This window comes from Janthinobacterium sp. SUN206 (assembly GCF_030587305.1).
Taxonomy (GTDB): Bacteria; Pseudomonadota; Gammaproteobacteria; order Burkholderiales; family Burkholderiaceae_D; genus Janthinobacterium; species Janthinobacterium kumbetense.
In genome coordinates, this window is sequence record NZ_JAPWIB010000005.1 from 220,405 (window position 1) to 240,804 (window position 20,400).

16 protein-coding genes are annotated in these 20,400 nt (G+C 61.6%); 11 read left to right on the forward strand and 5 right to left on the reverse strand.

Translation table 11 applies throughout. The features are described 5' to 3' along the window. Positions 1-13: 13 nt before the first annotated feature. Positions 14-1,204, reverse strand: a complete 1,191-nt coding sequence (locus O3300_RS24285) for a hypothetical protein (protein ID WP_305054345.1) — start codon at positions 1,202-1,204, stop codon at positions 14-16. A 331-nt stretch (positions 1,205-1,535) separates the two neighbouring features. On the opposite strand from O3300_RS24285, the gene O3300_RS24290 reads away from it, so the two are divergent. From O3300_RS24290 to O3300_RS24335, 10 genes are all read left to right on the forward strand, one after another. Next, a complete protein-coding gene (locus O3300_RS24290; RefSeq protein WP_305054346.1) occupies positions 1,536-3,491 on the forward strand; it encodes a PKD domain-containing protein in 1,956 nt (651 codons plus the stop codon). A gap of 105 nt (positions 3,492-3,596) precedes the next feature. Continuing rightward, the gene (locus O3300_RS24295; protein ID WP_305054347.1) at positions 3,597-4,025 is read left to right on the forward strand and encodes a hypothetical protein; all 429 of its coding nucleotides are present in this window, start codon (positions 3,597-3,599) and stop codon (positions 4,023-4,025) included. Between the two features lie 74 nt (positions 4,026-4,099). Further along, positions 4,100-5,056 carry a bifunctional helix-turn-helix transcriptional regulator/GNAT family N-acetyltransferase gene (locus O3300_RS24300; protein WP_305054348.1) on the forward strand — a complete coding sequence of 319 codons (957 nt, stop codon included), beginning with the start codon at positions 4,100-4,102 and terminating at the stop codon, positions 5,054-5,056. A 107-nt stretch (positions 5,057-5,163) separates the two neighbouring features. Next, complete coding sequence (locus O3300_RS24305; protein ID WP_218965280.1) at positions 5,164-5,802, forward strand: TetR/AcrR family transcriptional regulator; 639 nt, start codon at positions 5,164-5,166, stop codon at positions 5,800-5,802. A 116-nt stretch (positions 5,803-5,918) separates the two neighbouring features. Next, entirely contained in the window at positions 5,919-6,725 is an 807-nt protein-coding gene (locus O3300_RS24310; RefSeq protein ID WP_305054349.1) for an alpha/beta fold hydrolase, read from the forward strand. A 148-nt stretch (positions 6,726-6,873) separates the two neighbouring features. Then, positions 6,874-9,078 (forward strand): TonB-dependent receptor, encoded by a 2,205-nt coding sequence (locus O3300_RS24315; protein ID WP_305054350.1) that lies wholly within the window; start codon positions 6,874-6,876, stop codon positions 9,076-9,078. 84 nt (positions 9,079-9,162) lie between these two features. Further along, complete coding sequence (locus O3300_RS24320) at positions 9,163-10,158, forward strand: PHB depolymerase family esterase (RefSeq protein WP_305054351.1); 996 nt, start codon at positions 9,163-9,165, stop codon at positions 10,156-10,158. 74 nt (positions 10,159-10,232) lie between these two features. Next, complete coding sequence (locus tag O3300_RS24325) at positions 10,233-11,096, forward strand: hypothetical protein (RefSeq protein ID WP_305054352.1); 864 nt, start codon at positions 10,233-10,235, stop codon at positions 11,094-11,096. A gap of 134 nt (positions 11,097-11,230) precedes the next feature. Next, positions 11,231-11,893, forward strand: coding sequence for a hypothetical protein (locus tag O3300_RS24330; protein ID WP_305054353.1), 663 nt, complete (start codon positions 11,231-11,233; stop codon positions 11,891-11,893). 38 nt (positions 11,894-11,931) lie between these two features. After that, a complete protein-coding gene (locus O3300_RS24335; protein ID WP_289899900.1) occupies positions 11,932-12,366 on the forward strand; it encodes a DUF695 domain-containing protein in 435 nt (144 codons plus the stop codon). Between the two features lie 13 nt (positions 12,367-12,379). On the opposite strand, the gene bla is transcribed toward O3300_RS24335, so the two are convergent. After that, the gene (gene bla, locus O3300_RS24340; protein WP_289899901.1) at positions 12,380-13,273 is read right to left on the reverse strand and encodes a class A beta-lactamase; all 894 of its coding nucleotides are present in this window, start codon (positions 13,271-13,273) and stop codon (positions 12,380-12,382) included. Next, entirely contained in the window at positions 13,266-15,941 is a 2,676-nt protein-coding gene (locus O3300_RS24345; RefSeq protein WP_305054354.1) for a PAS domain-containing protein, read from the reverse strand. Before O3300_RS24345 ends, bla begins: the two co-directional genes overlap by 8 nt. Positions 15,942-16,449: 508 nt before the next feature. On the opposite strand from O3300_RS24345, the gene O3300_RS24350 reads away from it, so the two are divergent. Further along, positions 16,450-18,675: a TonB-dependent receptor gene (locus tag O3300_RS24350; protein ID WP_305054355.1), complete on the forward strand. Its 2,226-nt coding sequence runs from the start codon at positions 16,450-16,452 to the stop codon at positions 18,673-18,675. Positions 18,676-18,878: 203 nt separating this feature from the next. Here the strand turns inward: O3300_RS24350 and gluQRS are convergent, their stop codons facing one another. Both gluQRS and O3300_RS24360 read right to left on the reverse strand, forming a co-directional pair. Beyond that, a complete protein-coding gene (gene gluQRS, locus O3300_RS24355) occupies positions 18,879-19,799 on the reverse strand; it encodes a tRNA glutamyl-Q(34) synthetase GluQRS (RefSeq protein ID WP_305054356.1) in 921 nt (306 codons plus the stop codon). 167 nt (positions 19,800-19,966) lie between these two features. Beyond that, positions 19,967-20,395, reverse strand: a complete 429-nt coding sequence (locus O3300_RS24360; RefSeq protein WP_305054357.1) for a hypothetical protein — start codon at positions 20,393-20,395, stop codon at positions 19,967-19,969. Positions 20,396-20,400: the final 5 nt, after the last annotated feature.

Sequence of the window (20,400 nt, forward strand, 5' to 3'; positions counted from 1 at the left end):
GAGCAAACGCGCACTATACAAGCACCCGGCGCACGCAGAGCGCGTAGCCGTCGAACTCGCGCAAAGTCTGATAGGCGACGCCCGTGTCAAAGTCCTTGCACCAGGCTTCGTCTTCGATGTCGCCCGGCTCGCTCGACCAGTGCCAGTTTGGCCGGAATGCCTCTTTCAATGTCGCATACAGCAAGGTCTGCTCGCGTCGATCCGGCAAGCTGTGGCCGAGGCTGGCGGCCCAGTCTGACGTGGCTTGCCACGAGTCGTACTCCGGCTCGAGCTTGTCCGGCTGCAATAGCAGATGGTAGTCGGGCGCGCCATCCTTGCCGAGAATCAGGCCGGCATAGCGCTCGCCCTGCCGCAAGGGGACGGGGGCGGCCGCCGCTGGCGCCAATTCGACCCGGCGCACGGCGCAGGCGCGGCCGCTGTAGGTCTTGCGAAAGTTGTATTGGGTGCCGTTATCGAAATCGTGGCTCCAGGCCAGGCGGGGCAGGATGGCGTCCGCTTCCGACGACCAGTACCAGGCATCCGGGAAGGCGTCGCGCAAGTTGGCGTGCAGCAAGGCCAGTTCGCTGCGCGTGGGCAGGCAGGCGCCGCGCGCCGCGGCCCAGTCGAGCGCGGCTTGCCAGGGCAGGGCGCCGGCTTCGCCGGGCAGCAGGAACAGCTGGTAGCCGGGGGCGCCAGCGTGGCCAGGCAGGATGCCTGCGTAGCGCTCGCCGGCAATGGCGCCCAGCACGCCAGGGCAATGCTCGAACCAGCCATCGTCTTCTTCCTCGGCAATAAAGGCCGCGATCAGCGCTTGAGGCGCGGGCGGCGCGCCGGCCAGCAGGGAGTTGAAGCAGTTGATGGCCGAGGCGTGGGGCGTGCCGGCGCCATTGGCGATACCGACGAGAAACTCGCCCGCCCAGTCGGGCAAGGTGGTGATCAGGCGCGGCAGTTCATGCAGCAGTGCCATGCAATACGCCGTCTCGCCGTAGCGCCAGGCGGCGCGGTTGGCTATCTGGTAGGCGCCGTAATCGTGTTCGGCTTGCACGGATTGAAAGATGGCCAGTGCGTATTGCGCGCCTTCCTTGCCCGTCAGCGCATCGAGCATGGCGCAATAGCGCTGGAAGCGCTGCTGGGCTTCATCGGGCGGCGTGGCGGTGTCGTCGTCCTGGATGATGTTGCCCAAAATTAAAAGTTCGGCTTTCCAGTGTTCGAATGAGGATGGCATGGCATGAATGAAATGATCGCGATGAGCTGCCATTATGACCTGTGCCGCCCGTGATTTTATTGATGGTGGCAGATTTCTCTTCGATCAAAATGCATCGTCCTTGTTTTCGTGTTTATTAATTCGGCTTCCTGTGGTGACTCATCGTTACAAATGAATTTTATTAGATGGTTGTGGTGCGATATTTTTCTCTGCTTGAAATGGATAATAAGAAGGCGGCGCTGGAATTAATATATTTTTATGCCGTTCAATTCAGCAGTTGCCTATCATATTTTTTACTTATCGTGAATAATTCGGGTCGAGTGAAATATCATTAACCTGATCGGAATATCACGTGAATAGTAGAATTTTATTTTGTGCGCTGGCTTTTGCTGCCTTGTCGGCCTGTGGCGGCGGAAGTAATAACTCGGCGGACAATGGCGGCGCAGTCGTGCTACCCGTTACCCCTTCCATTCCGGTGGCGAATACGGCGCCCGTCGCGCAGGCCGGGCCCGCCCAAAGCGTGGTGGTCGGCAGCGTCGTGACCTTGGACGCGAGCACCAGCTCCGATGCGAATGGCGATGCCTTGACCTACAAATGGGTGATCAGCTCCAAACCTGCATCCAGCGCCGCTGTCCTGGATTCCTTATCCGCCGTGAAACCAACCTTTACCGCCGATGTGGAGGGCGTGTACGTGGCCACCTTACTGGTCAGCGATGGCAAGATCAGCAGCGAGCTGTCGTCGGTGACGGTTGCCGCGTCGGTAGCCAATGCCCCGCCTGTCGCCAACGCGGGGCAGTCAATGACCATTGTTGCGGGTATGGGTATCATGTTGGATGGTAGCGCAAGCAGCGATGCGAATGGCGATATCCTCACCTATAAATGGAGCCTGGTATCGAAGCCTGCCGGCAGTACTGTACGGATCGTGGATGCAAACTCCGTGCGTCCGTATGTCGGCGTGGATTTGCCGGGTGCCTATGAACTGAGCCTGGTTGTCAACGATGGCAAGGTCGATAGTGCGCCGGCTTTCGTGACGACGACGGCGGTTGTCGGCAATGCCCGGCCATTGGCCAATGCGGGCGTGGCGCAGAACGTGCTCAAGGGGAACACCGTCATTCTTGATGGCAGCGCAAGTTCTGATGCGAATGGCGATGCCCTGACGTATTACTGGACCCTGACTTACCGTCCTGCGGGGAGTACTGCCACGTTGTCGTCCGCAACGCTGGTGAAACCCTCTTTTATCGCCGACAAGGCTGGCACGTACGTCGCCACGTTGCGTGTGTGGGACGCAACGACATCGAGCGATTCAATGAGCGTCACGATTACGGCGACGTCCACGAATGCCGCTCCGGTGGCGAATGCCGGGGTGGATCAGCGTGTGCTGGCAGGTGCGTATGGTGTGACCCTCGATGGCAGGGGCAGTTCGGATGCGGACGGCGACAATCTCAGCTATAAATGGACGTTCATCTCCGTGCCGCCAAATAGCATGCTGCAACCGTTTCCCGGCGAATTGTACCGCAGCCAGGCAGTCAGCAGATTTTGGGCGAATGTGCCGGGAACCTATGTCGTCAGCCTTGTCGTCAATGACGGTACGGTCGACAGTGCACCATCAACCGCCACCATTATTGCCACTGCAAGCTCGACCAATGCGGAGCCGATGGCCAATGCGGGCATAGATCAGGTTGTCGCTCCAGGAACGACCGTGCGTTTGACGGGACTTGGCAGTACGGATGCGGACCGCGATGTGTTGACATACCGCTGGCAGTTGAAGAGCAAGCCTGCTGGCAGTGCGGCCGTGCTGTCGTCATTGACTGCCGCGCAGCCGACATTTGTCGCAGATATGGCCGGTGATTATGTCGCGACATTAATCGTCAACGATGGCTCGGTGAATAGTGGCGAAGATAATGTCACGGTAACGGCGACGCCGAATCTGCTCAATTTATACCAGGTGCAGGACAATGGGGCCGGTCCGGTCGAGACGAAGGCCGGCTTGCCTTACCTCGCCAATGCGACGGTACAGAGGTCGTGCTCGGGATCGTGCGCGGCCAACTTTACGGTCGATACCTTCAAGGTGGCCGCCGCCGGGACGAGCTTCATGATTACCAATGTGACGGCCGTCGACAGTACCGGCAAGGTCGTTCCGGCCATCGTCGGTCTGGTGTCGGGCCAGGTCATTCCTGCCGGCAGCAGCGCCACCTTCTCGCTGGTGTCGCCCAAGACGAATGGCGCAACGGCTAAACTGAGCTACAAGTTCTTTGTGGCGGAAACGGGCCAGTCTTTCGTTTATAACGCCGACTTCACGTCAAACTAAGTGATGTAACTCAGTGATGTAACTAAATGATGTAACCCAGTGATGTAATATGGCGAATGCCGGGCTTCGGTTCCGCGTTCGCCAGCCCACCTTGCCTCCTACCCCATGCCCACCTGGACTTCCCCGCCCCAACTCGTCGCCCTGGCCGCCTTTTATGCGCAGGCGCAAGCCCATCCGGATGCCATCGGCGACGCGGCCTTCCTCGGCGCCGTCAAAGCCGCCCACTGGCCCACCAACTGCTGGAGTTACGTGGAAGCATCGTTCGCCATCATCGCGCCCGCCTGCCTGCTGCGTCCGCATCTGACCGCCGAGCTGATCGCCTTGCCGATCGACGCCATGATCGCGGGCGGCCTGGACGATGCGGGGCAAGTCATCGCCATCGGCCTGGCCTGCGCCACGCGCGACGCGCCGTATGTGGCGGTGAGCGCAGAGGGCAAGCGCTGGCTGACGCAGGTGTGGCCGGGACTGGAAGAGCTGGTCGAGACCGTGTTTCAAGCCAGGCTGCAGGAGGCGCTGGCGGAAGATGAGGACTAAGCAAGCCTGCCCTTGACCTGGAAAGCCCGTTTACGTTAGGGTATACGTAACTACTTACATATATCCCGCCCAACATGTCTTCCAACTTGCAAACCTACGGCTCCCTGATGCTGGCCAGCCGCCTGCGCCGTCTTTCCGATCAACTGTATGCGGGCGTCGATACCAGCTATCTGGCCGCCGACGTCGAGCTGACGTCGCGTTGTTTCCCCTTGTTATTGCTGCTGCGCGACAACGGCCCGACGGCGATCACGGCCCTGGCCGCGCAGATCGGGCAGACGCACCCGGTGGTGGTGCAGCTGGGGCGCAAGCTGCTCGACGCTGGCGTGGTGGCGGAGATGCCGGACGCCAAGGATGAGCGGCGCCGGCTGCTGGCGCTGTCCGACGCCGGGCAAGCGTTGCTGCGCAACATGGCGCCCCTGTGGGACGATGTGCGCGCGGCCGTCGATAGCGTCTTCGAGCACGGTACGCCGCAGCTGATGGCCAGCCTGGACCGGGCCGAAGCGCGCCTGCAGGCGCAAGGTTTCGGCGAAACGATCGCCGCCTGCCGGCGCCTGCGCGAGCGGGCGGCCGTGGAAATCATCGATTACGCCGCGCAATACGCGGCAGACTTCAAGCGGCTGAACATCGCCTGGCTGGAGCGGTATTTCTATGTCGAGGCGCTGGACGACAAGGTGCTGTCCGATCCGCAACGCTCGATTCTCGACGCTGGCGGGCAGATCTTCCTCGCGCGCCTCGATGGCCGCATCGTCGGCACCTGCGCCCTGATCCGCGCCGGCGACGCCAGCATCGAGCTGTCGAAGATGGCCGTCACCCCCGAGTGCCAGGGCCTGGGCATCGCGCGTCGCCTGATCGAGCGGGCCTTCGACGCCTTCGAGGCCAGCGGCGCGCAATTGCTGTTCCTGGAATCGAACAGCAAGCTGGCGCCAGCCATCCGCCTGTATGAAAGCAGCGGTTTTACGCACGTGGCGCGGCCGGCCGGCGACGCCCATTACCAGCGCGCCGACGTCTACATGGAGTGGCAGGGCCGCTAGCGCACGCGAGGGCGCCACGCGGCGCTCCCCATCGGCCGTCTCCCGCGTTACAATACGCGCATCCATAACGGAACTTAGGTTCCACTATTCCGAGACGCCGACGCCGCATGCCTTCCTTCCCGATGCCCTTCCCGCAGTTGATCGTTCCACCCGAGCCCACCCAGGCGCGCAGCAAGCTGGCCTTCGAGCGCTTGCTGCTGGTAGGGGAACAGTTGCTGGCGGAAAACCGTTTCGATGAAATCGGCGTGGCCGACCTGGCAAAACTGGCGGAAACCTCGGTGGGCACGTTTTACCGTTTATTGGGCGACAAGGACACCTTGAGCCGCTTGCTGCTGCAGCGCTTTTTTTCCGACATGGTGGAAAAGGTCGAAACCCTGACGGAGCTGCGCCAGTGGGAAGGGCGCAGCCTGGAAGACTTCATCCGCGCCATGGTGGCCATGTTCGTGGCCGTCAACATGGGCCGGCGCGGCGTGTTGCGCGCCCTGATCACGCGCTGCTCGCAGGACGCGCAGTTCCGCGACAAGGTGCACCAGATCAACCATCTGATCTCGCAGCGTACGGTCGCCGTGCTGGCCAGCAAGTCGGCCAGCATCCGCCATCCGAATCCCACGCAGGCGATGATGGTGGTGCCGCCCGTGCTGCTGGGCATCCTGAACCAGCACGTGTTGTCGGGTTCGCTGTCCTTCCTGTCGGCGGCCGCGCTGGAAGATGAGCTGGTACGTGTTGCTTTAAATTACCTGACTTGAGATATTTACCGATTTAACTTGAAATCGGAATTCGGATTCCGTATTATGTTTTCCAACAGCAGGAAAATATATTCCTGCACCTGAACACAAAGCATGTTCAACAGCAAGGAGACAGAATGCGGCGTCACACGACATCCGATGTTCCATTGCATTATCTCGACCTCGGTCCCGGCACACAGGCAGGGCAGGGCGATCCCGTGTTTTTGTTGCACGGCCTCGGTTCCTGCGCCGAAGACTGGCGCCCGCAAATCGACGCCCTCGGCAGCAGCCATCGCCTGATTGTGCCTGACCTGCGCGGCCATGGCGCCAGTCCCGCGCCCAACGGCGACTGGCAGATCGGCGACTTCGCCAACGACCTCTTCAACCTGATGGACCAGCTCGACGTGGCGCGCGCGCACATCGTCGGCTTTTCGCTGGGCGGCATGGTGGGCCTGGAAATGGCCAACCGCGCCCCCGGCAGGGTCGTCAGTTTGTGCCTGATCAATTCCCAACCGTTCCAGGGCAGCAAACCGGCCGCGCTGCTGTTTGCCTACTGGCTGCGCCGCACGGTGATCGCCACCTTCGGCTTGAAAGCCATGGGCAAGATCATCGGCAAGAAACTGTTTCCCGATCCTGAACAGCAAGCCCTGGTCGAGCGCTTTGCCACGCAGATGGCGGGCATGGACAAGCGCGCCTACATGGCCGCGCTGGACGCCATTTTCCACTGGGATATCGACATCCATTTCCAGGCCCTGGCCATGCCCGTCCTGATCATGGCGGCGGACCAGGATTACACGCCCGTCGCCAGCAAGCGGGCCTTTGCCGCACAGTTTCAGCAGTGCGAGATCGAGATCATCGCGAACTCGCGCCACGCCACGCCCCTGGACCAGGCGCAGCGTGTGAATACCTTGTTGCAGTCCTTCCTTACCATAAATTCAAAATAAACAGGCCACTCGCCGCACGGGCCGAGGGCCGGAACACAGTCATCGCAGGGCAGGTGCACGCTTTTTGCGCGCGGGTACCGTTACGTCTTGCGATTCCGGAATCCGGCCGTTTTCCCTGGCGGTAAGCAAGCCTGACATTGGAGACGCTATGAAACTTGCTTTGAAATTGATGCCCGCCGCCCTCGCCGTTGCCGGCGCGTTTGCCACCCAGGCCCAGGCGCAGGAAGCCAACCCGGCAACTGCCGTCAGTGCCCAGGAAGCCAGCGATGCGAAAGAACGCATGGAAACCGTGACGGTCTCCGCCCGCCGCCGCGAAGAGCGGCTGCAGGACGTGCCGCTCGCCGTCACGGCGTTTTCCGCCAAGGCCCTGGAACGGGCGAATATCCAGAACCTGGCCGATTTGCAGGAGCGCGTGCCGAACCTGACCGTGTACGCATCGCGCGGCACGAATACCACCCTGACGGCGTTTATCCGCGGCGTCGGCCAGGCCGACCCCGTCTGGGGCGTGGACCCGGGCGTGGGCATTTATTTCGACGACGTCTACATGGCCCGTCCGCAAGGCGCGCTGCTCGACGTGTTCGACGTGCAGCGCATCGAGGTGCTGCGCGGTCCGCAAGGCACCCTGTACGGCAAGAACACCATCGGCGGCGCCATCAAATACATTTCGCGTCCGCTGGCGAAGGAAAACGGCGCTTCGGCGGAAGTGGGCATCGGCAACTACAACCAGCGCAACTTCAAGGCCGCCTTCAACGTGGCCAACGAAAACGGCACGTGGCGCGCGCGCCTGGCGGCCGCCAAACTGGACCGTGACGGTTTCGGCCGCAACACGTTTAACGGCGAACAGGTCAGCGACCAGGACAGCACGGCCGCGCGCCTGTCCGTCGGTTACTTCCCGCAGGACATCCCTTTGACCGTCGTGCTGAGCCTGGACGCCACGGACGACAAATCGGGCGTGCGCGGTTTCCAGCGCATGGGCGTGAGCGCTTTCGATCCGCTCAAGCGGCCACCGAGCACCAGCGCCTACGATATCCAGAGCGGCATGCGGGGCAACAACTTCACGCACAACCGGGGCGGTTCGCTGGTGGCCAACTACACGCTGTCGAACGACTGGTCCGTGAAAGTGATCGGTGCCAAGCGGCGCAGCACGTCCGAGCAAACCATCGACTTCGACGGCTTGCCGCAACCCATCGCCGACGTGTTCGGCGACTCGCGCGACGAGCAGAAAAGCCTGGAATTGCAGGCGTCCTACAGCGGCGACTATGGCGCCGGTGTGATCGGCCTGTACCGCTTCGAAGGCACGGCCGGCGGCGGCATCTACAACAATTTCCTGGGACGCCAGTTCCAGGCCGCCGTCAGCACGGTGGAGACGGACAGCACGGCGCTGTACACGGACTGGACCTGGCCCGTGGGCAAGGCGTGGAGCATCAATGCGGGCTTGCGCCACACGCGCGAGGAAAAGCGCGCCATCGTGCTCAACCGTGCTTTTGCCGACGTGGGCTTTACGCGCCCGATCCAGACGGCGGCCGATTTCGACAAATCTTTGTCGGTCAGCAATACCTCGCCGAAACTGTCCGTGCGCTATGAAGCGTCGAAGACGACGAATTTCTACAGCAACTTGTCGCGCGGCTTCAAGTCGGGCGGCTACAACGTGCGCGCCAACAACCTGGTGGTACCCGATTCCGCGCGCCCGTACAAGGATGAAAAACTCGATGCGCTGGAAGTGGGCATGAAGTACGCGGCGCCGGACGATACCTTCGACGCCAACGTCGCCCTGTTCTACAACCGCTACAAGGATATCCAGTTGTCCGTCTTCACCAGCTACGTGCAGCCGGGCGGCTTGCCCGGTTTCTATGGCGACTTCACGAATGCGGGCAAGGCGACAGTCAAAGGCGCGGAGTTCGAATTTTCATGGCGGCCGAACCGCCAGTGGGAAGTCAACGGTTTCCTCGCGCTGCTGAACGCCAGCTATGACGAGTTCATGAGCGGCGGCAAGAACATTGCGGATACGCAAAAGTTCAGCAATACGCCGCGCCGGCAAGTGGGCCTGAACCTGACGCGCACGGACCGCGACGTGTTTGGCGGCGCCTTGCGCAGCATGGTCGGCTACGGCTACCGCAGCAAGGTGTATCCGACCACGGACTTGAGCGAAACCCTGGCGCAGGGCGGCTACAGCATCTGGACGGCTGGCGTCGTCTGGGAAGCGCCGAAGAACTGGACCTTCAGCCTGCATGGCAGCAACCTGGGCAATAAACGCTACCGCACGGATGGCTACAACATTCCTGCGCTGTTCATCCTCGACGGTTTCTATGGCCCGCCGCGCCAGATCATCGCCAAGGCAGGCTACAAATTTTAAGCGCTTGTAGAAGTGCCGGCTTGATATGCATCAAGCCGGTTTGTTGTCGCTGTTTTCGTCCTTAATAATAATCAGGAGACTGGCATGGCACATCTGAATCAGCAACTGCGTCACTTGTTATCTGCACTCATCGCCGCCTGCGGCTTGCTGGCCGCGCTGCCGGCCGCAGCAGGCCAGTGGGACTTCGGCCTGTACGCGAGCCTGTGGGGTTCGCGCGAATACCAGGTCTGGCTACCGAGCAACTACAATCCGAATACGCCGCTGCCCGTCGTGCTGATGCTGCACGGCTGCGGCTCCGAGCCCAACAGCATGGCCGCCGTCAGCCGCTACAACGAACTGGCCGACAGCGAAAACTTCATCGTCGTCTATCCGCGCCAGAACGTCACGGCCAACCCGATGCGCTGCTGGAATTTCATGTTGCCGCTGAACCAAGAGCGGGGCACGGGCGAACCGGCCGTGCTGATGGGCATCTTGAACAAGGTCAAGAGCAAGTATGCGGTGCAGGACAGCCGCGTGTATGTGACGGGCATCTCGGCCGGCGGCGCCATGGCGTCCATCATGGCCGCCTGCTATTCGGACGTGTTCGCCGCCGTGATGGTGCATTCGGGCGGCATGTACAAGGGCGCCACGGGCATGGTCACGGCCGCCGATTCCCTGTTCAACGGCAGCTCCTTCGATCCGAAAGTGCGCGGCAAGGATGCGTGGCGCTGCTCGGGGTCGCCGCGCCGATTGATGCCGACGATGGTGTTCCACGGCACTTCCGACATCGTCGTCAACCCGATCAACGGCGAGCAAACCATCGAGCAATTCCTGCAAACGAGCGATTACGGCGACGATGGCCTCGACAATGACAGCGTGCGCTACCGTGCCGACAGCATCGTGCGCCAGACCGTGCCGTATGGCCGCAGCTATTCCATCGATACGTATTTGCACAACGGCGCCGTCATCGCGCAAAAGTACACGGTCGAGGGCATGAACCACGCGTGGAGCGGCGGCCCTCCCGGCTGGCCATTCAGCGACGAGCTGGGCCCGGACGCCACCGTGATCAGCTGGAATTTCTTCAAGAATTACCAGCGCTGATGGCGTAGGGAAATTTCCATCTTGTAGAATGGGGCGCCGCGATTGCGCCCCACTTTATGCCTGTGAAAAATCCCATGCCTGCTTGCCGCCTGCTGTCCTGCCTTGCCGTCGCCTTGCTGTCCGCTTGCGCCAGTGGCGGCCCGCCCGCCCCATCGGCCGCCGAGGCGCAAGCGCTCGAGCGTGCCGCCCAGCAAGACAGCATGCGCAGCGAATGCGACTGGAACGTGCGCTATGCGCCCGTCGCGCCCAGGGACGCCAGCGTGGCGCAGCTGCAGGCCATCGCCACGGCGCGCCTGGCGGCCTTGCAACTGGCGCCCGCCTGGACCTTGTCCATGCCCGGCAGCGCGGCGCACGCCTTTACGGAGTCGGAGCAAGACCGTGCCGGGCTGCAATTGCTTCTTAGCATCGTCTTGCCGGCCATGGAGCGCTACCCGGCCGGCGTCTTCGCGCGCACGGGCTTGCGCCACGTCGTCCTGGTCAAGGATTTGAGCGTGGACGGCCAGCGCCGCCTGGCCATGCCGGCGCCGGAAATCGACAGCGTCGTCTACGCCGACAACCTGCTGGCCGCGATGTGTCCATCCGGCATGGAGCTGCGCGTGCACCACGAGTACTACCACTTCATCGAATACCGGCTGTTCAACGATTTCTATTACCGCGACCCCGCCTGGCTGGCCCTGAACCCGCCCGGCACAGCCTACGGCCAGGGCGGCGCCACGGCCTATGGCAAGGGCTTCCAGAACCTGGGCCACCCGCAGCCGGGCCTCGTCAGCCTGTACGCAGCCTATGGCCCCGAGGAAGACAAGGCGGAAGTGTTCGGCTGGATGATGACGCCCGCGTATGCGTTGCGGCTGGAGCAATGGAGCCTGGCGGATGCGGCGCTGGCGGCCAAGCGGCACGTCTTGCGGCAAGTACTGGACAGCAAGTCAACTGCTGACTGAAGAACAAGCCGGTTTCGCCAGCTTCGGCACCTCCCGATCCCGTACGCTCCTGGTATTTCCTGGTAACTATATAATCTGCGCTTGGGCGATACCCGCCCTTGAACGTCGATTGAAGGAATGCCATGCCTGGATCCATGCCTAGATATATCGTGCGCCCCTTGGCGCTGTGCGTAGTGTCGGCTGTGTGCCTCTCTGCCGGTGCCGCCGAGGTGGTGGCGGTGGATGCGCAGCAGCGCGCGTCCTTGCTGGAATTTTATGCGCAGCAATATCCGGGCGAGCCGGCTGCGCGCACCGTGTTCGAGAGCGTGCCCGTGGTGGGCGGACGCGGCAGCGAAGTGGTGGGCAGCGTGGAAACGGCGCCGTATCGCGGTCATGGCGCGCTGTGCCGCACGCAGCGCACCAAGTTCGTGCTGCACGGCGAGGGCAAGCAGGCGCGCTGGCAGGAGGCGGGCATGGAATATTTTGCCTGGCTCGACCGCGGCACTTGCCGCCCCGTGGCCGAACCCGTGCGCATGCTGCAGCGCGTCCCCGATGCGGAACTGGAAGGCGTGCTGCTGTACCAGAAGCCGCTGCTGGAGCGGGCGCGCTTATTGATGGCGGGCAATACGGCCTGCGCCCCGTTGCGGGCGCTGAAGTTTTCGCTGGCGGCCGTCGACGTGGGCGCCGCCGCACCGCGTGCCGAAGAGCGCTATGCGCTCGTGTTCAAGAGCGATCGCGACAGCTACGCCCGCGTCTGGCTGCGCAAGAGCGGTGCCCAGTATGACGCGTGGAATGTGACTTGCCCGCCAGTGCTGTAAGCTGCGCCCCCTCGATTGTTTTTTTGACTGTTGCAACCATGAACGAAAATTCCACTTCCGCCCGCAGCTGGGGCACCATCGTCACGCACAGCGACGAGATGGCCATCATCTACCGCTATGTCGACACTTTCCATGACGATTGGGACCTGTCGTCGCAGCCGGACCGCATCATCATCGCCTGGCGTTATGAGGACGAGACGGGCATGCCCGCGCCGAACGAGCGCGAGCACATGGAAGAGCTGGAAGCGGCGCTGGCGCCCGTGGTGGAAGAGCAAGGCTTCGCCACGCTGGCGCTGGTGTCGACGGGCGAGAACCTGCGCGAATGGATCTATTACACGCAGTCGGGCGAAGAGTTTTTCAATCGCCTGAACACGGCGCTGGCGCCGCGTCCAAAGTTCCCGATTGAAATCCGCAGCGCGGCCGACCCCGCCTGGTCCACGTATGCAGGCTTCATGGCCGCGTTACCGAAGTAATTACGTCAACGAATTACGTCAATGCGGCCGTCACGATGCGCGTGGCGGCCGTGATGATGTCCTGGTTCGTGTCCGCTTTTTTCTGTTCGCGCGTGTAGTACACGGCGATGATCAGCGGCGCGCCGCTGGCCGGGTAGGCCACGCCGATGTCGTTGACGCTGCCATACGCGCCCGAACCCGTTTTATCCGCCACCTGCCAGCCGGCAGGCACGCCGGCGCGGATGCGCTTGTCGCCCGTCGTGTTGCCGCGCATCCAGGCATCCAGTTGCTGGCGCTGCGGTGCTGGCAAGCTATTTCCCAATAACAATTGCTGTAAGCTGTGCGCCATGGATGCGGGGCTGGCCGTGTCGCGCACTTCGCCGGGGATGGCGCTATTCAATTCCGTTTCCCAGCGTTCCAGCTGGAACACCGTATTGCCGATGCTGCGCGCAAACGCCGTCACGGCTTGCGGTCCGCCCAATATTTTCATCAAGAAATTAGCCGCGCTATTGTCGCTGTACTGCAAGGTGGCGGCGCACAGGTCGGCCACGTTCATGCCGTCGGCCAGATGCTTTTCCGTGATGGGCGAATACGTGACCAGTTCTTTTTTCTCGTAGCGCACGTGCTGATCCAGCAAACCCGGTTGGCTGACGCTGCGGGCCAGCACGGCGCCCGCCAGCATCGCCTTGAAGGTGCTGGCCAGGGGAAAGCGTTCGTCGGCGCGATAGGCAACGCGCTGTTCGCTGCCGTGGCGCCAGGCGGCAACGCCGAGGCGTCCGCCTGCGGCCTGTTCCAGCGCGGCCAGCTGCGTCTGTGCGGCGGCGATGCCGGTGGCGGGCGCGGCAAACAGCAGCGGTGTCGGGCACAGCAGGGCGGTGCCGCCGGCCAGCAGGAGGTGGCGGCGGACGTGGTTCAGGGATTCAGTCATGGTCGGTCAGTGTTGTTGGAGTGGAAAGGGTGGCCAGCAGTTCGCCGATGGCAAGCAGGTTGGCCGGTTTGGTCAGATGGTGGTCGAAGCCGGCCGCGCTCGACTGGCTGCGGTCGTTTTCGGCGCCCCAGCCCGTCAAGGCAACGAGCACGACGTTGGCGCCGGCCGGTATCCGGCGCAGCGCGCGCGCCACTTCATAGCCGTTCATGCCGGGCAAGCCGATGTCGAGGAAGATGACGTCCGGTAAAAATTGCGGCGCCACGGCCAGGGCTTGCGCGCCGTCGTGGGCCACTTGCGTGGCATGGCCCATCATGTCGAGCACGGCGGCAAGGGTATCGGCCGCATCGACATTGTCGTCGACCACCAGCACGCGGAAATGCGGACCGGCGGCGGCGCTGGCTGGCGTGGCCACTGTTGCGGGCGCTGCCGCTGCCTCCGCCAGCAGGGGCAGGCGCACGCTGAAGGTGCTGCCCAGGCCGGCGCCGGGACTGGCCGCCGTGGCGCTGCCGCCATGCAACTCAGCCAGGCGCCGCACCAGCGACAGGCCGATGCCCAGCCCGCCCTGCGCGCGGCCCATGTTCTGTCCCACCTGGGTGAACATGTCAAACACGGTCGTGATCGACTCGGCGGGAATGCCGACGCCGCTGTCCTTGACCTCGATCAATGCCTCGTTGCCATCACGCCGCGCGCGCAAGCTGATCTGGCCGCCGGCCGGCGTGTACTTGGCGGCATTGTTGAGCAGATTGCCCAGCACTTGCGCCAGACGCGTGGGGTCGGCCTCGAGCGGCAGCGCTTGTTCATCGACTTGCACCTGCAATTGATGGCGGCTGGCCTCGATCAGCGGCATGCTCGTTTCCACGGCGCTGGCGATGATGGTTTTCAAGTCCGCGCGTTCCAGCTTGAGTTCGATCTGGCCCCGCGTAATGCGTGCCACGTCCAGCAAATCATTGACCAGATGCACCATCTGATTGACTTGCCGCTCCATCACGTCGCGCACTCTCGCCACGGTGGTGGGTTTGTCGGCGGCCAGGCGCATGATTTGCAAGCCGTTGCGGATGGGCGCCAGCGGGTTGCGCAGTTCGTGCGCCAGCGTGGCCAGGAATTCCGTCTTGCGCCGGTCCATTTCGGACAGGTTGTCGGCCAGCTGGCGCAATTGCTGCTCAGAGCGCTTGCGCTCGCTGATGTCGCTGAACAATACCGTCAGCAGGCGGCTGCCGGGGCCGCCCAGGCGCGCGGCGAAGACTTCGAACCAGCGCTCCATGGCCACGGCTTCGTTTTCGTAGCGCACGGGCTCGCCGGTCTTGACGACCTGGTCGTACATGTCGAACCAGTGCTGGTCGTGGTCGGGCACGAAGCTGCGGATGGTCTTGCCGATGGCATTGTCTAGTCCCGATTGCTTGACGAAGGCGGGGTTGCCTTCCAGGTAGCGGAAATCGACGGGGCGGCCTTGCTCGTCGTACAGCATTTCGATGACGCAAAAAGCCTGGTCCATCAGCTCGATCAGGGTGCGGTAGCGTTCCTCGCTGCGGCGCAGCGCATCTTCCACCTGTTTCTGGCGCGTGATGTCGAGCAAGACGCCGGGCAATTGCAGGGGCGTGCCATCGGGCGCGTATTCCGCGCGGCCCCGCGCGATGACCGAGCGGTACTGGCCATCGCCGGCGCCGACGCGGTAGCTGGCCTCGAACGGCGCGTGCGCCTGCAGCGCCTGGGCAATCTGCGCGCTGACTTGCTCGCGGTCATCGGGATGGATGATGTCCAGGTAGCGCGCCAGCGGCGCCGCCGTGGCCGCATCGGCATTGACGGGGAACAAGCGCGCCATATTGCTGTCGGCCGTGACCCGGTCGGCAACGATGTCCCAGTTCCAGGTGGCCACTTCGCCGGCCGCCAGGGTCAGGCGCAGGGTTTCCTCGTTCTGCTTGCTGGTCGTCAGGTCGAGCGAGATGCCGGACAGGGCGATCACGTTGCCGGCGCCATCGCTGGCGCAGGTGCCGCGCATGTGCGCCCAGTGCAGTGAACCGTCGGGCCAGCGCACACGGATGTCGATTTCGAAATCGCTGGCGCTGGCGATGGCCGCGTGCACCACCGTCTGCCAGTGCTGCAGGTCGCCGTCGAGCATGGCGCCCGTCAACTGCGCGTAATCGATGCGGCTGTCAGGTGGCAGGCCCAGGTTCGCCTTGAAGGCGTCGGAGCCGGCCATGCTGCCGCTGCCCAGGTCGATCTCCCACGTACCCATGCGGCCGCCCTGCATGGCCAGGCGCAGCCGCTGTTCCGTCTGCCGTTGCCGCGTCACGTCGCTATGCGAGCCCAGCCACTCAACGATGCTGCCATCGGGCGCCAGCACGGGCAGCATGCGCACGAGCATGTTGCGGTAGGCGCCGCTGACGTGGCGCAGCCGGTATTCCGCTTCGAACACGCTGGTCAGGTGCGATGGCATGACGTAAGGCAAGTTGCGGTCATCGGGATGCAGGGCATTGACCCAGCCGCGGCCCAGCAGTTCGGCCTCGGTCTGGCCCGTGAAGGCGCGCCAGGATGGCTGGTCGGCATCGAACTGGCCGAAGGTTTTCGTGCTCCAGACGATGTCGCAATGGGCGCTCAGCAGCAGATGCGCCGCCTGGGCGGCGACGGTGGAGGACGGGACGGCGTTGCTGGGCTGGCTGGGTTCTGGCATGGAGGCTATCGACGATGGTGCAGGGGGCCGCCGCCGCACTGGAATGGGGCGGTCTGGCAACTTCATTCTGGCGATATTACAACTATTTTTACCCTCGGGGCTGTCTCGCAGGGCAGCAATTCCGCTTTCGGCTGGCCTGGCGAAAAGGCGCGTCACGCGGCATGGCATCGGAGGAAATAGCAAGGCGAGCACGCTATTGTGGCTGAATAACCACTAGTCTGGCCTTTATGTTGATGAATGAATATTTTACATAACAATATTCTTGCAGCGCATAAGGCGCTTGAATTAAATTGGCGCCTTACTTAAAAGTTGGTGTTCATCAGACATCCCGGAGATGCGGCCAGAACCGCTGTCAGCTTGGACGACAGCCAGGGCAGAGCCAGTGACGCCGAGAGCGGAGAAACATCCGCTCGCGCTGTTGCACCAAAATGGTGCAAACGATCATCCAGCGCCGTACATAACCCGGAGACAGGTTTCGCAATTCTTTTTTAAACTTCTGGGAAACAACATGATCAAGATGTCCAAGATGCACAAGCGTTTGTGCGCCAAAAGCGCTGCTATGCTGGCACTGTCCGCTGCCTTGCCTATCGGCTCGGCTTATGCTGATGAAGTCGCTGCTGATACGACCCCTGCCGCCAGCCAGCTGGAAACCGTGACCGTGACGGCGCAGCGCCGCAAGGAAAATATCCGCGACGTGCCCGTCTCCGTGTCGCTGCTGCGTGATGAAAAGCTCGACGTGCTGGTGTCCGGTGGACAAGACATTCGCGTGCTGGCCGGCAAAGTGCCGAGCCTGAACGTGGAATCGTCGAATGGCCGCACCTTCCCCCGCTTCTACATCCGCGGCTATGGCAATACCGACTTCAACATCTTTGCATCGCAACCTGTTTCCCTGATTTACGACGATGTCGTGCAAGAAAATCCTATCCTCAAGGGCTATCCGATTTTCGACGTGGCTGGCGTGGAAGTGCTGCGCGGCCCGCAAGGCACCTTGTTCGGCCGCAATACGCCTGCCGGCGTGGTCAAGTTCGAATCCGTCAAGCCGAACCTGGACAAGGTTGAAGGCTATTACAACGTTTCCGCCGCCACGCACAACACCACCAATTTCGACGGCGCCGTCAACGTGCCGCTGAGCAAAGAATGGGCCATGCGTGTTTCGACCTTGCGTCAGCACCGCGACGATTACGTCGACAACACGTTTACGGGCCAGAAAAATGCGCTGGACGGCTACAACGAACACGCGGAACGCGTGCAATTGATGTATGCGCCGAACGGCACGTTCAACGCCCTGTTCAACGTGCATCAGCGCAGCACCACGGGCAGCGCGCGCGTGTTCTTCGCCAACGCCATCAAGCTGGGCACGAATGACCTGGTCGACGGTTTCAATCCGACCAAATCCTACACCGATGCCTTGAATTTCCAGGAACTGCGCACCAATGGCGCCAGCGCCCGCCTGAGCTGGGAACTCGACGGCGTCAAGCTGTACTCGATCACCGGTTTCGAACGCGTGGGCAAGTATGTGTCGCATGGCGACATCGATGGCGGCGCAAAAGGCATGGTGCCAGCGATTCCATTCCCGGTGGAAACTGCTGGCGGCATCAAGAGCGTGAAACAGTACTCGCAAGAATTCCGCGCCGAATCGAAAAATGCCGGTCCGCTCAATTGGCAGGCTGGCGTGTACTACTTCAACGAAGATGCCAACGGCTACACGGATAACTTCGGCGGTAGCGACCATGCGCTCGTTTCGCACCTGGCCAGCCGCCAGAAAAACAGTGCCTGGGCCACCTTCGGTTCCGTCAACTATGCCGTCAACGATGACTTCGTGCTGCGTGCCGGCTTGCGTTACACCAAGGACAAGAAGGATTTCAACACCGTTGAAGCGGACCGTATCGTCCAGATTTCTCCGACCAGCGCCGATGTCAGCAAAGCTAAGGTCAACTGGGACCTGAGCGGTACCTACAAGTACAACAAGGACGTGAACTTCTACGGCCGTGTCGCTACCGGTTTCCGCGCGCCAAGTATTGCGCCAGCCAGCGACAAGGTGTCCGTAACGGTTGCCGACGCGGAAACCATCACCTCGGTCGAAGCGGGCATCAAGGCCGACCTGTTCGAGCGCCGTGCCCGCGTTGCTTTCAGCCTGTACAACTATCAGGTGAAAAACCAGCAACTGACGGTCGTTGGCGGCACCTCGAACGTGACGCGTTTGATCAATGCAGCCAAGACGAATGGCCGCGGCGCGGAACTGGAACTGGAAGGTTTTGTCACGCCTAGCCTGAAGATGTCCCTGGGCGGCAGCTACAACTTCACGGAAATCAAGGATCCGAGCCTGTCGGTGGCCACATGCCGCAGCTGCACCGTGACCGATCCGAAAAACGCCGCCGGCTTCGCCATCATCAATGGCAATCCGTTGCCGCAAGCGCCGAAGTGGACGATCACCGCCACGGGCCGTTATTCGATCCCGATGGAAAACGGCGAATTCTTCGTCTTCACGGACTGGGCTTACCGCAGCAAGATCAACTTCTTCCTGTACGAGTCCACCGAATTCACCGGCAAGCCGATGGTCGAAGGTGGCTTGCGCGTGGGCTACACCTGGGATGCCGGCAAGTATGAAATGGCCGTTTTTGGCCGCAACATCACCGACACCCAGCGTATCACGGGCGCCATCGACTTCAACAACCGCACGGGCTTCATCAATGAGCCGCGTCAGTTTGGCGTTCAATTTAAAGGCAACTTCTAAGAACACATAAGCAAACCTACTGCGCGTCGCGATTTGTGGCCTGAGATGCTCACTGCCTCGGCGGCCCCGTGCCAAGCACAGTTGCGCGTCTTGGCCGCAACTCACTGCCGCTCGCTACGGTTTTCTTAAGTGTTCGGTTCCAGGTGCCGGCCATGTGCTGGCGCCTGCATTGCTACCCGCCCGGTTCGCCGCGGCGGGTTTTTTTATGGATGCTCGGGAAGCTGCGCCAGCCGCTGCGCCCAGGCGGGAATGGCTTGCCGCCAGAAGTCTTCCACCTTGTCGGCGCGCACCTCGAGGCCGAGGAAGCGGGCCGCCGGCAGCAGCGCCGACGCCAGCAGGTCGGCGGCATTGCTTGCCGTATCGAAGGCGAGGGCGCCAGTCTGCTTGGATAGCTTTTCGCCGCTGTCGTTCGTGACGACAGGCACGTGCAGGAAACCGGGGTGGGGCAAGCCCAGCACATCCTGCAGATACAGCTGGCGCGGCGTGGAATCGAGCAAGTCCGCGCCGCGCACCACCTGCGTGATGCCCTGCGCGCCATCGTCGACCACGACGGCCAGCTGGTACGCCCAGTAACCATCGCCGCGCAGCACGATGAAGTCGCCCACCTCGCTGGCCAGGTCCTGCCGCTGCGGACCCGCCCAGCGGTCGGCAAAAGCGTACACCGCGTCCGCTCCCTGCGGTACCCGTACTCGCAAGGCCCGCGCCGCCTTGCCCGGCGCCAAGCCATGGCGGCAAGTGCCCGGATACACGGCGGCCCCACCCTTGGGGCCTCCCGCCTGCAGCACCGAATCCTGGATTTCCTTGCGCGAACAGCCGCACGCATACACGAGACTATCGTCCTGCAACTGTTTCAGCGCCGCCTCGTACAGCGGCAAGCGCTTGCTCTGCCACGTCGCCTCGCCATCCCACAGCATGCCGCAGCGCTGCAGACTGGCCAGGATGCCCAGATCGGCACCCTCGACATTGCGGTCATAGTCCAGATCCTCGATGCGCAGCAGCCACGTTCCTTGATGCACCTTCGCATCGAGATAACTGGCCATGGCGGCAACGAGCGAACCCATGTGCAGTGGGCCGGAGGGCGAGGGGGCGAAGCGGCCGATGTGGGGGACGGGCGTTGAGGTCATGCAAAAATTTTTATGAAAATCTGATGTGCTGGTGTCGCAGAGTTGATTGGCATATTGTAAGTCTGCAATGGAAAGTATCGTTCAGAGTGAAAAGTAAGTCAAATTCGAACTTGATTTTTTAATTTTTTGCTCTTAAAAATAGTTTTTTAAATTGTCTTCCATGCATACTAATATAGATAGTGGCAAATAATTGATGTCGTAAGATTGTGAGGGTCATAAAATGCATCTACCTCGCCCCATGATCCAGATTGTGGAAGAGTAAGTTGGAAGTTTTCAAAAAACCATCCCCTCATTTTTTTCGTGTATTTCCCTTCCGGTTTTGATTGAATTTCATTAGTATTTTTTTCTGGTCCAATATCCCAGAATTTTATATGGCCATTATTTTTTTCAAAAAAAACAATTGCAATTATGGTTTCTTTCGGTTTATTTTCGTTTTTTAATGTTGTCTTGTAAGATATTATCTCGCCATCTCTTTTTATCCAATCCTTCCATATTTGTTTTTTTGATTGTGATAGTAAATCATTTCGTTTCATACCTCTGAATAAGGTAATGAATTTTCCGATATTGATGGATCCGTCAGTAGTATTTATTTTCATAATTT

Excerpts from the sequence above, each read along its gene's own strand:
- O3300_RS24295 (WP_305054347.1), top strand. The coding sequence starts at position 3,597 with ATGCCCACCTGGACTTCCCCGCCCCAACTCGTCGCCCTGGCCGCCTTT.
- O3300_RS24350 (WP_305054355.1), top strand. The coding sequence starts at position 16,450 with ATGATCAAGATGTCCAAGATGCACAAGCGTTTGTGCGCCAAAAGCGCT.
- O3300_RS24315 (WP_305054350.1), top strand. The coding sequence starts at position 6,874 with ATGAAACTTGCTTTGAAATTGATGCCCGCCGCCCTCGCCGTTGCCGGC.
- O3300_RS24285 (WP_305054345.1), bottom strand. The coding sequence starts at position 1,204 with ATGCCATCCTCATTCGAACACTGGAAAGCCGAACTTTTAATTTTGGGC.
- gluQRS (WP_305054356.1), bottom strand. The coding sequence starts at position 19,799 with ATGACCTCAACGCCCGTCCCCCACATCGGCCGCTTCGCCCCCTCGCCC.
- O3300_RS24300 (WP_305054348.1), top strand. The coding sequence starts at position 4,100 with ATGTCTTCCAACTTGCAAACCTACGGCTCCCTGATGCTGGCCAGCCGC.
- O3300_RS24360 (WP_305054357.1), bottom strand. The coding sequence starts at position 20,395 with ATGAAAATAAATACTACTGACGGATCCATCAATATCGGAAAATTCATT.
- O3300_RS24330 (WP_305054353.1), top strand. The coding sequence starts at position 11,231 with ATGCCTAGATATATCGTGCGCCCCTTGGCGCTGTGCGTAGTGTCGGCT.
- O3300_RS24320 (WP_305054351.1), top strand. The coding sequence starts at position 9,163 with ATGGCACATCTGAATCAGCAACTGCGTCACTTGTTATCTGCACTCATC.
- O3300_RS24310 (WP_305054349.1), top strand. The coding sequence starts at position 5,919 with ATGCGGCGTCACACGACATCCGATGTTCCATTGCATTATCTCGACCTC.
- O3300_RS24325 (WP_305054352.1), top strand. The coding sequence starts at position 10,233 with ATGCCTGCTTGCCGCCTGCTGTCCTGCCTTGCCGTCGCCTTGCTGTCC.
- O3300_RS24335 (WP_289899900.1), top strand. The coding sequence starts at position 11,932 with ATGAACGAAAATTCCACTTCCGCCCGCAGCTGGGGCACCATCGTCACG.
- O3300_RS24345 (WP_305054354.1), bottom strand. The coding sequence starts at position 15,941 with ATGCCAGAACCCAGCCAGCCCAGCAACGCCGTCCCGTCCTCCACCGTC.
- O3300_RS24305 (WP_218965280.1), top strand. The coding sequence starts at position 5,164 with ATGCCTTCCTTCCCGATGCCCTTCCCGCAGTTGATCGTTCCACCCGAG.
- bla (WP_289899901.1), bottom strand. The coding sequence starts at position 13,273 with ATGACTGAATCCCTGAACCACGTCCGCCGCCACCTCCTGCTGGCCGGC.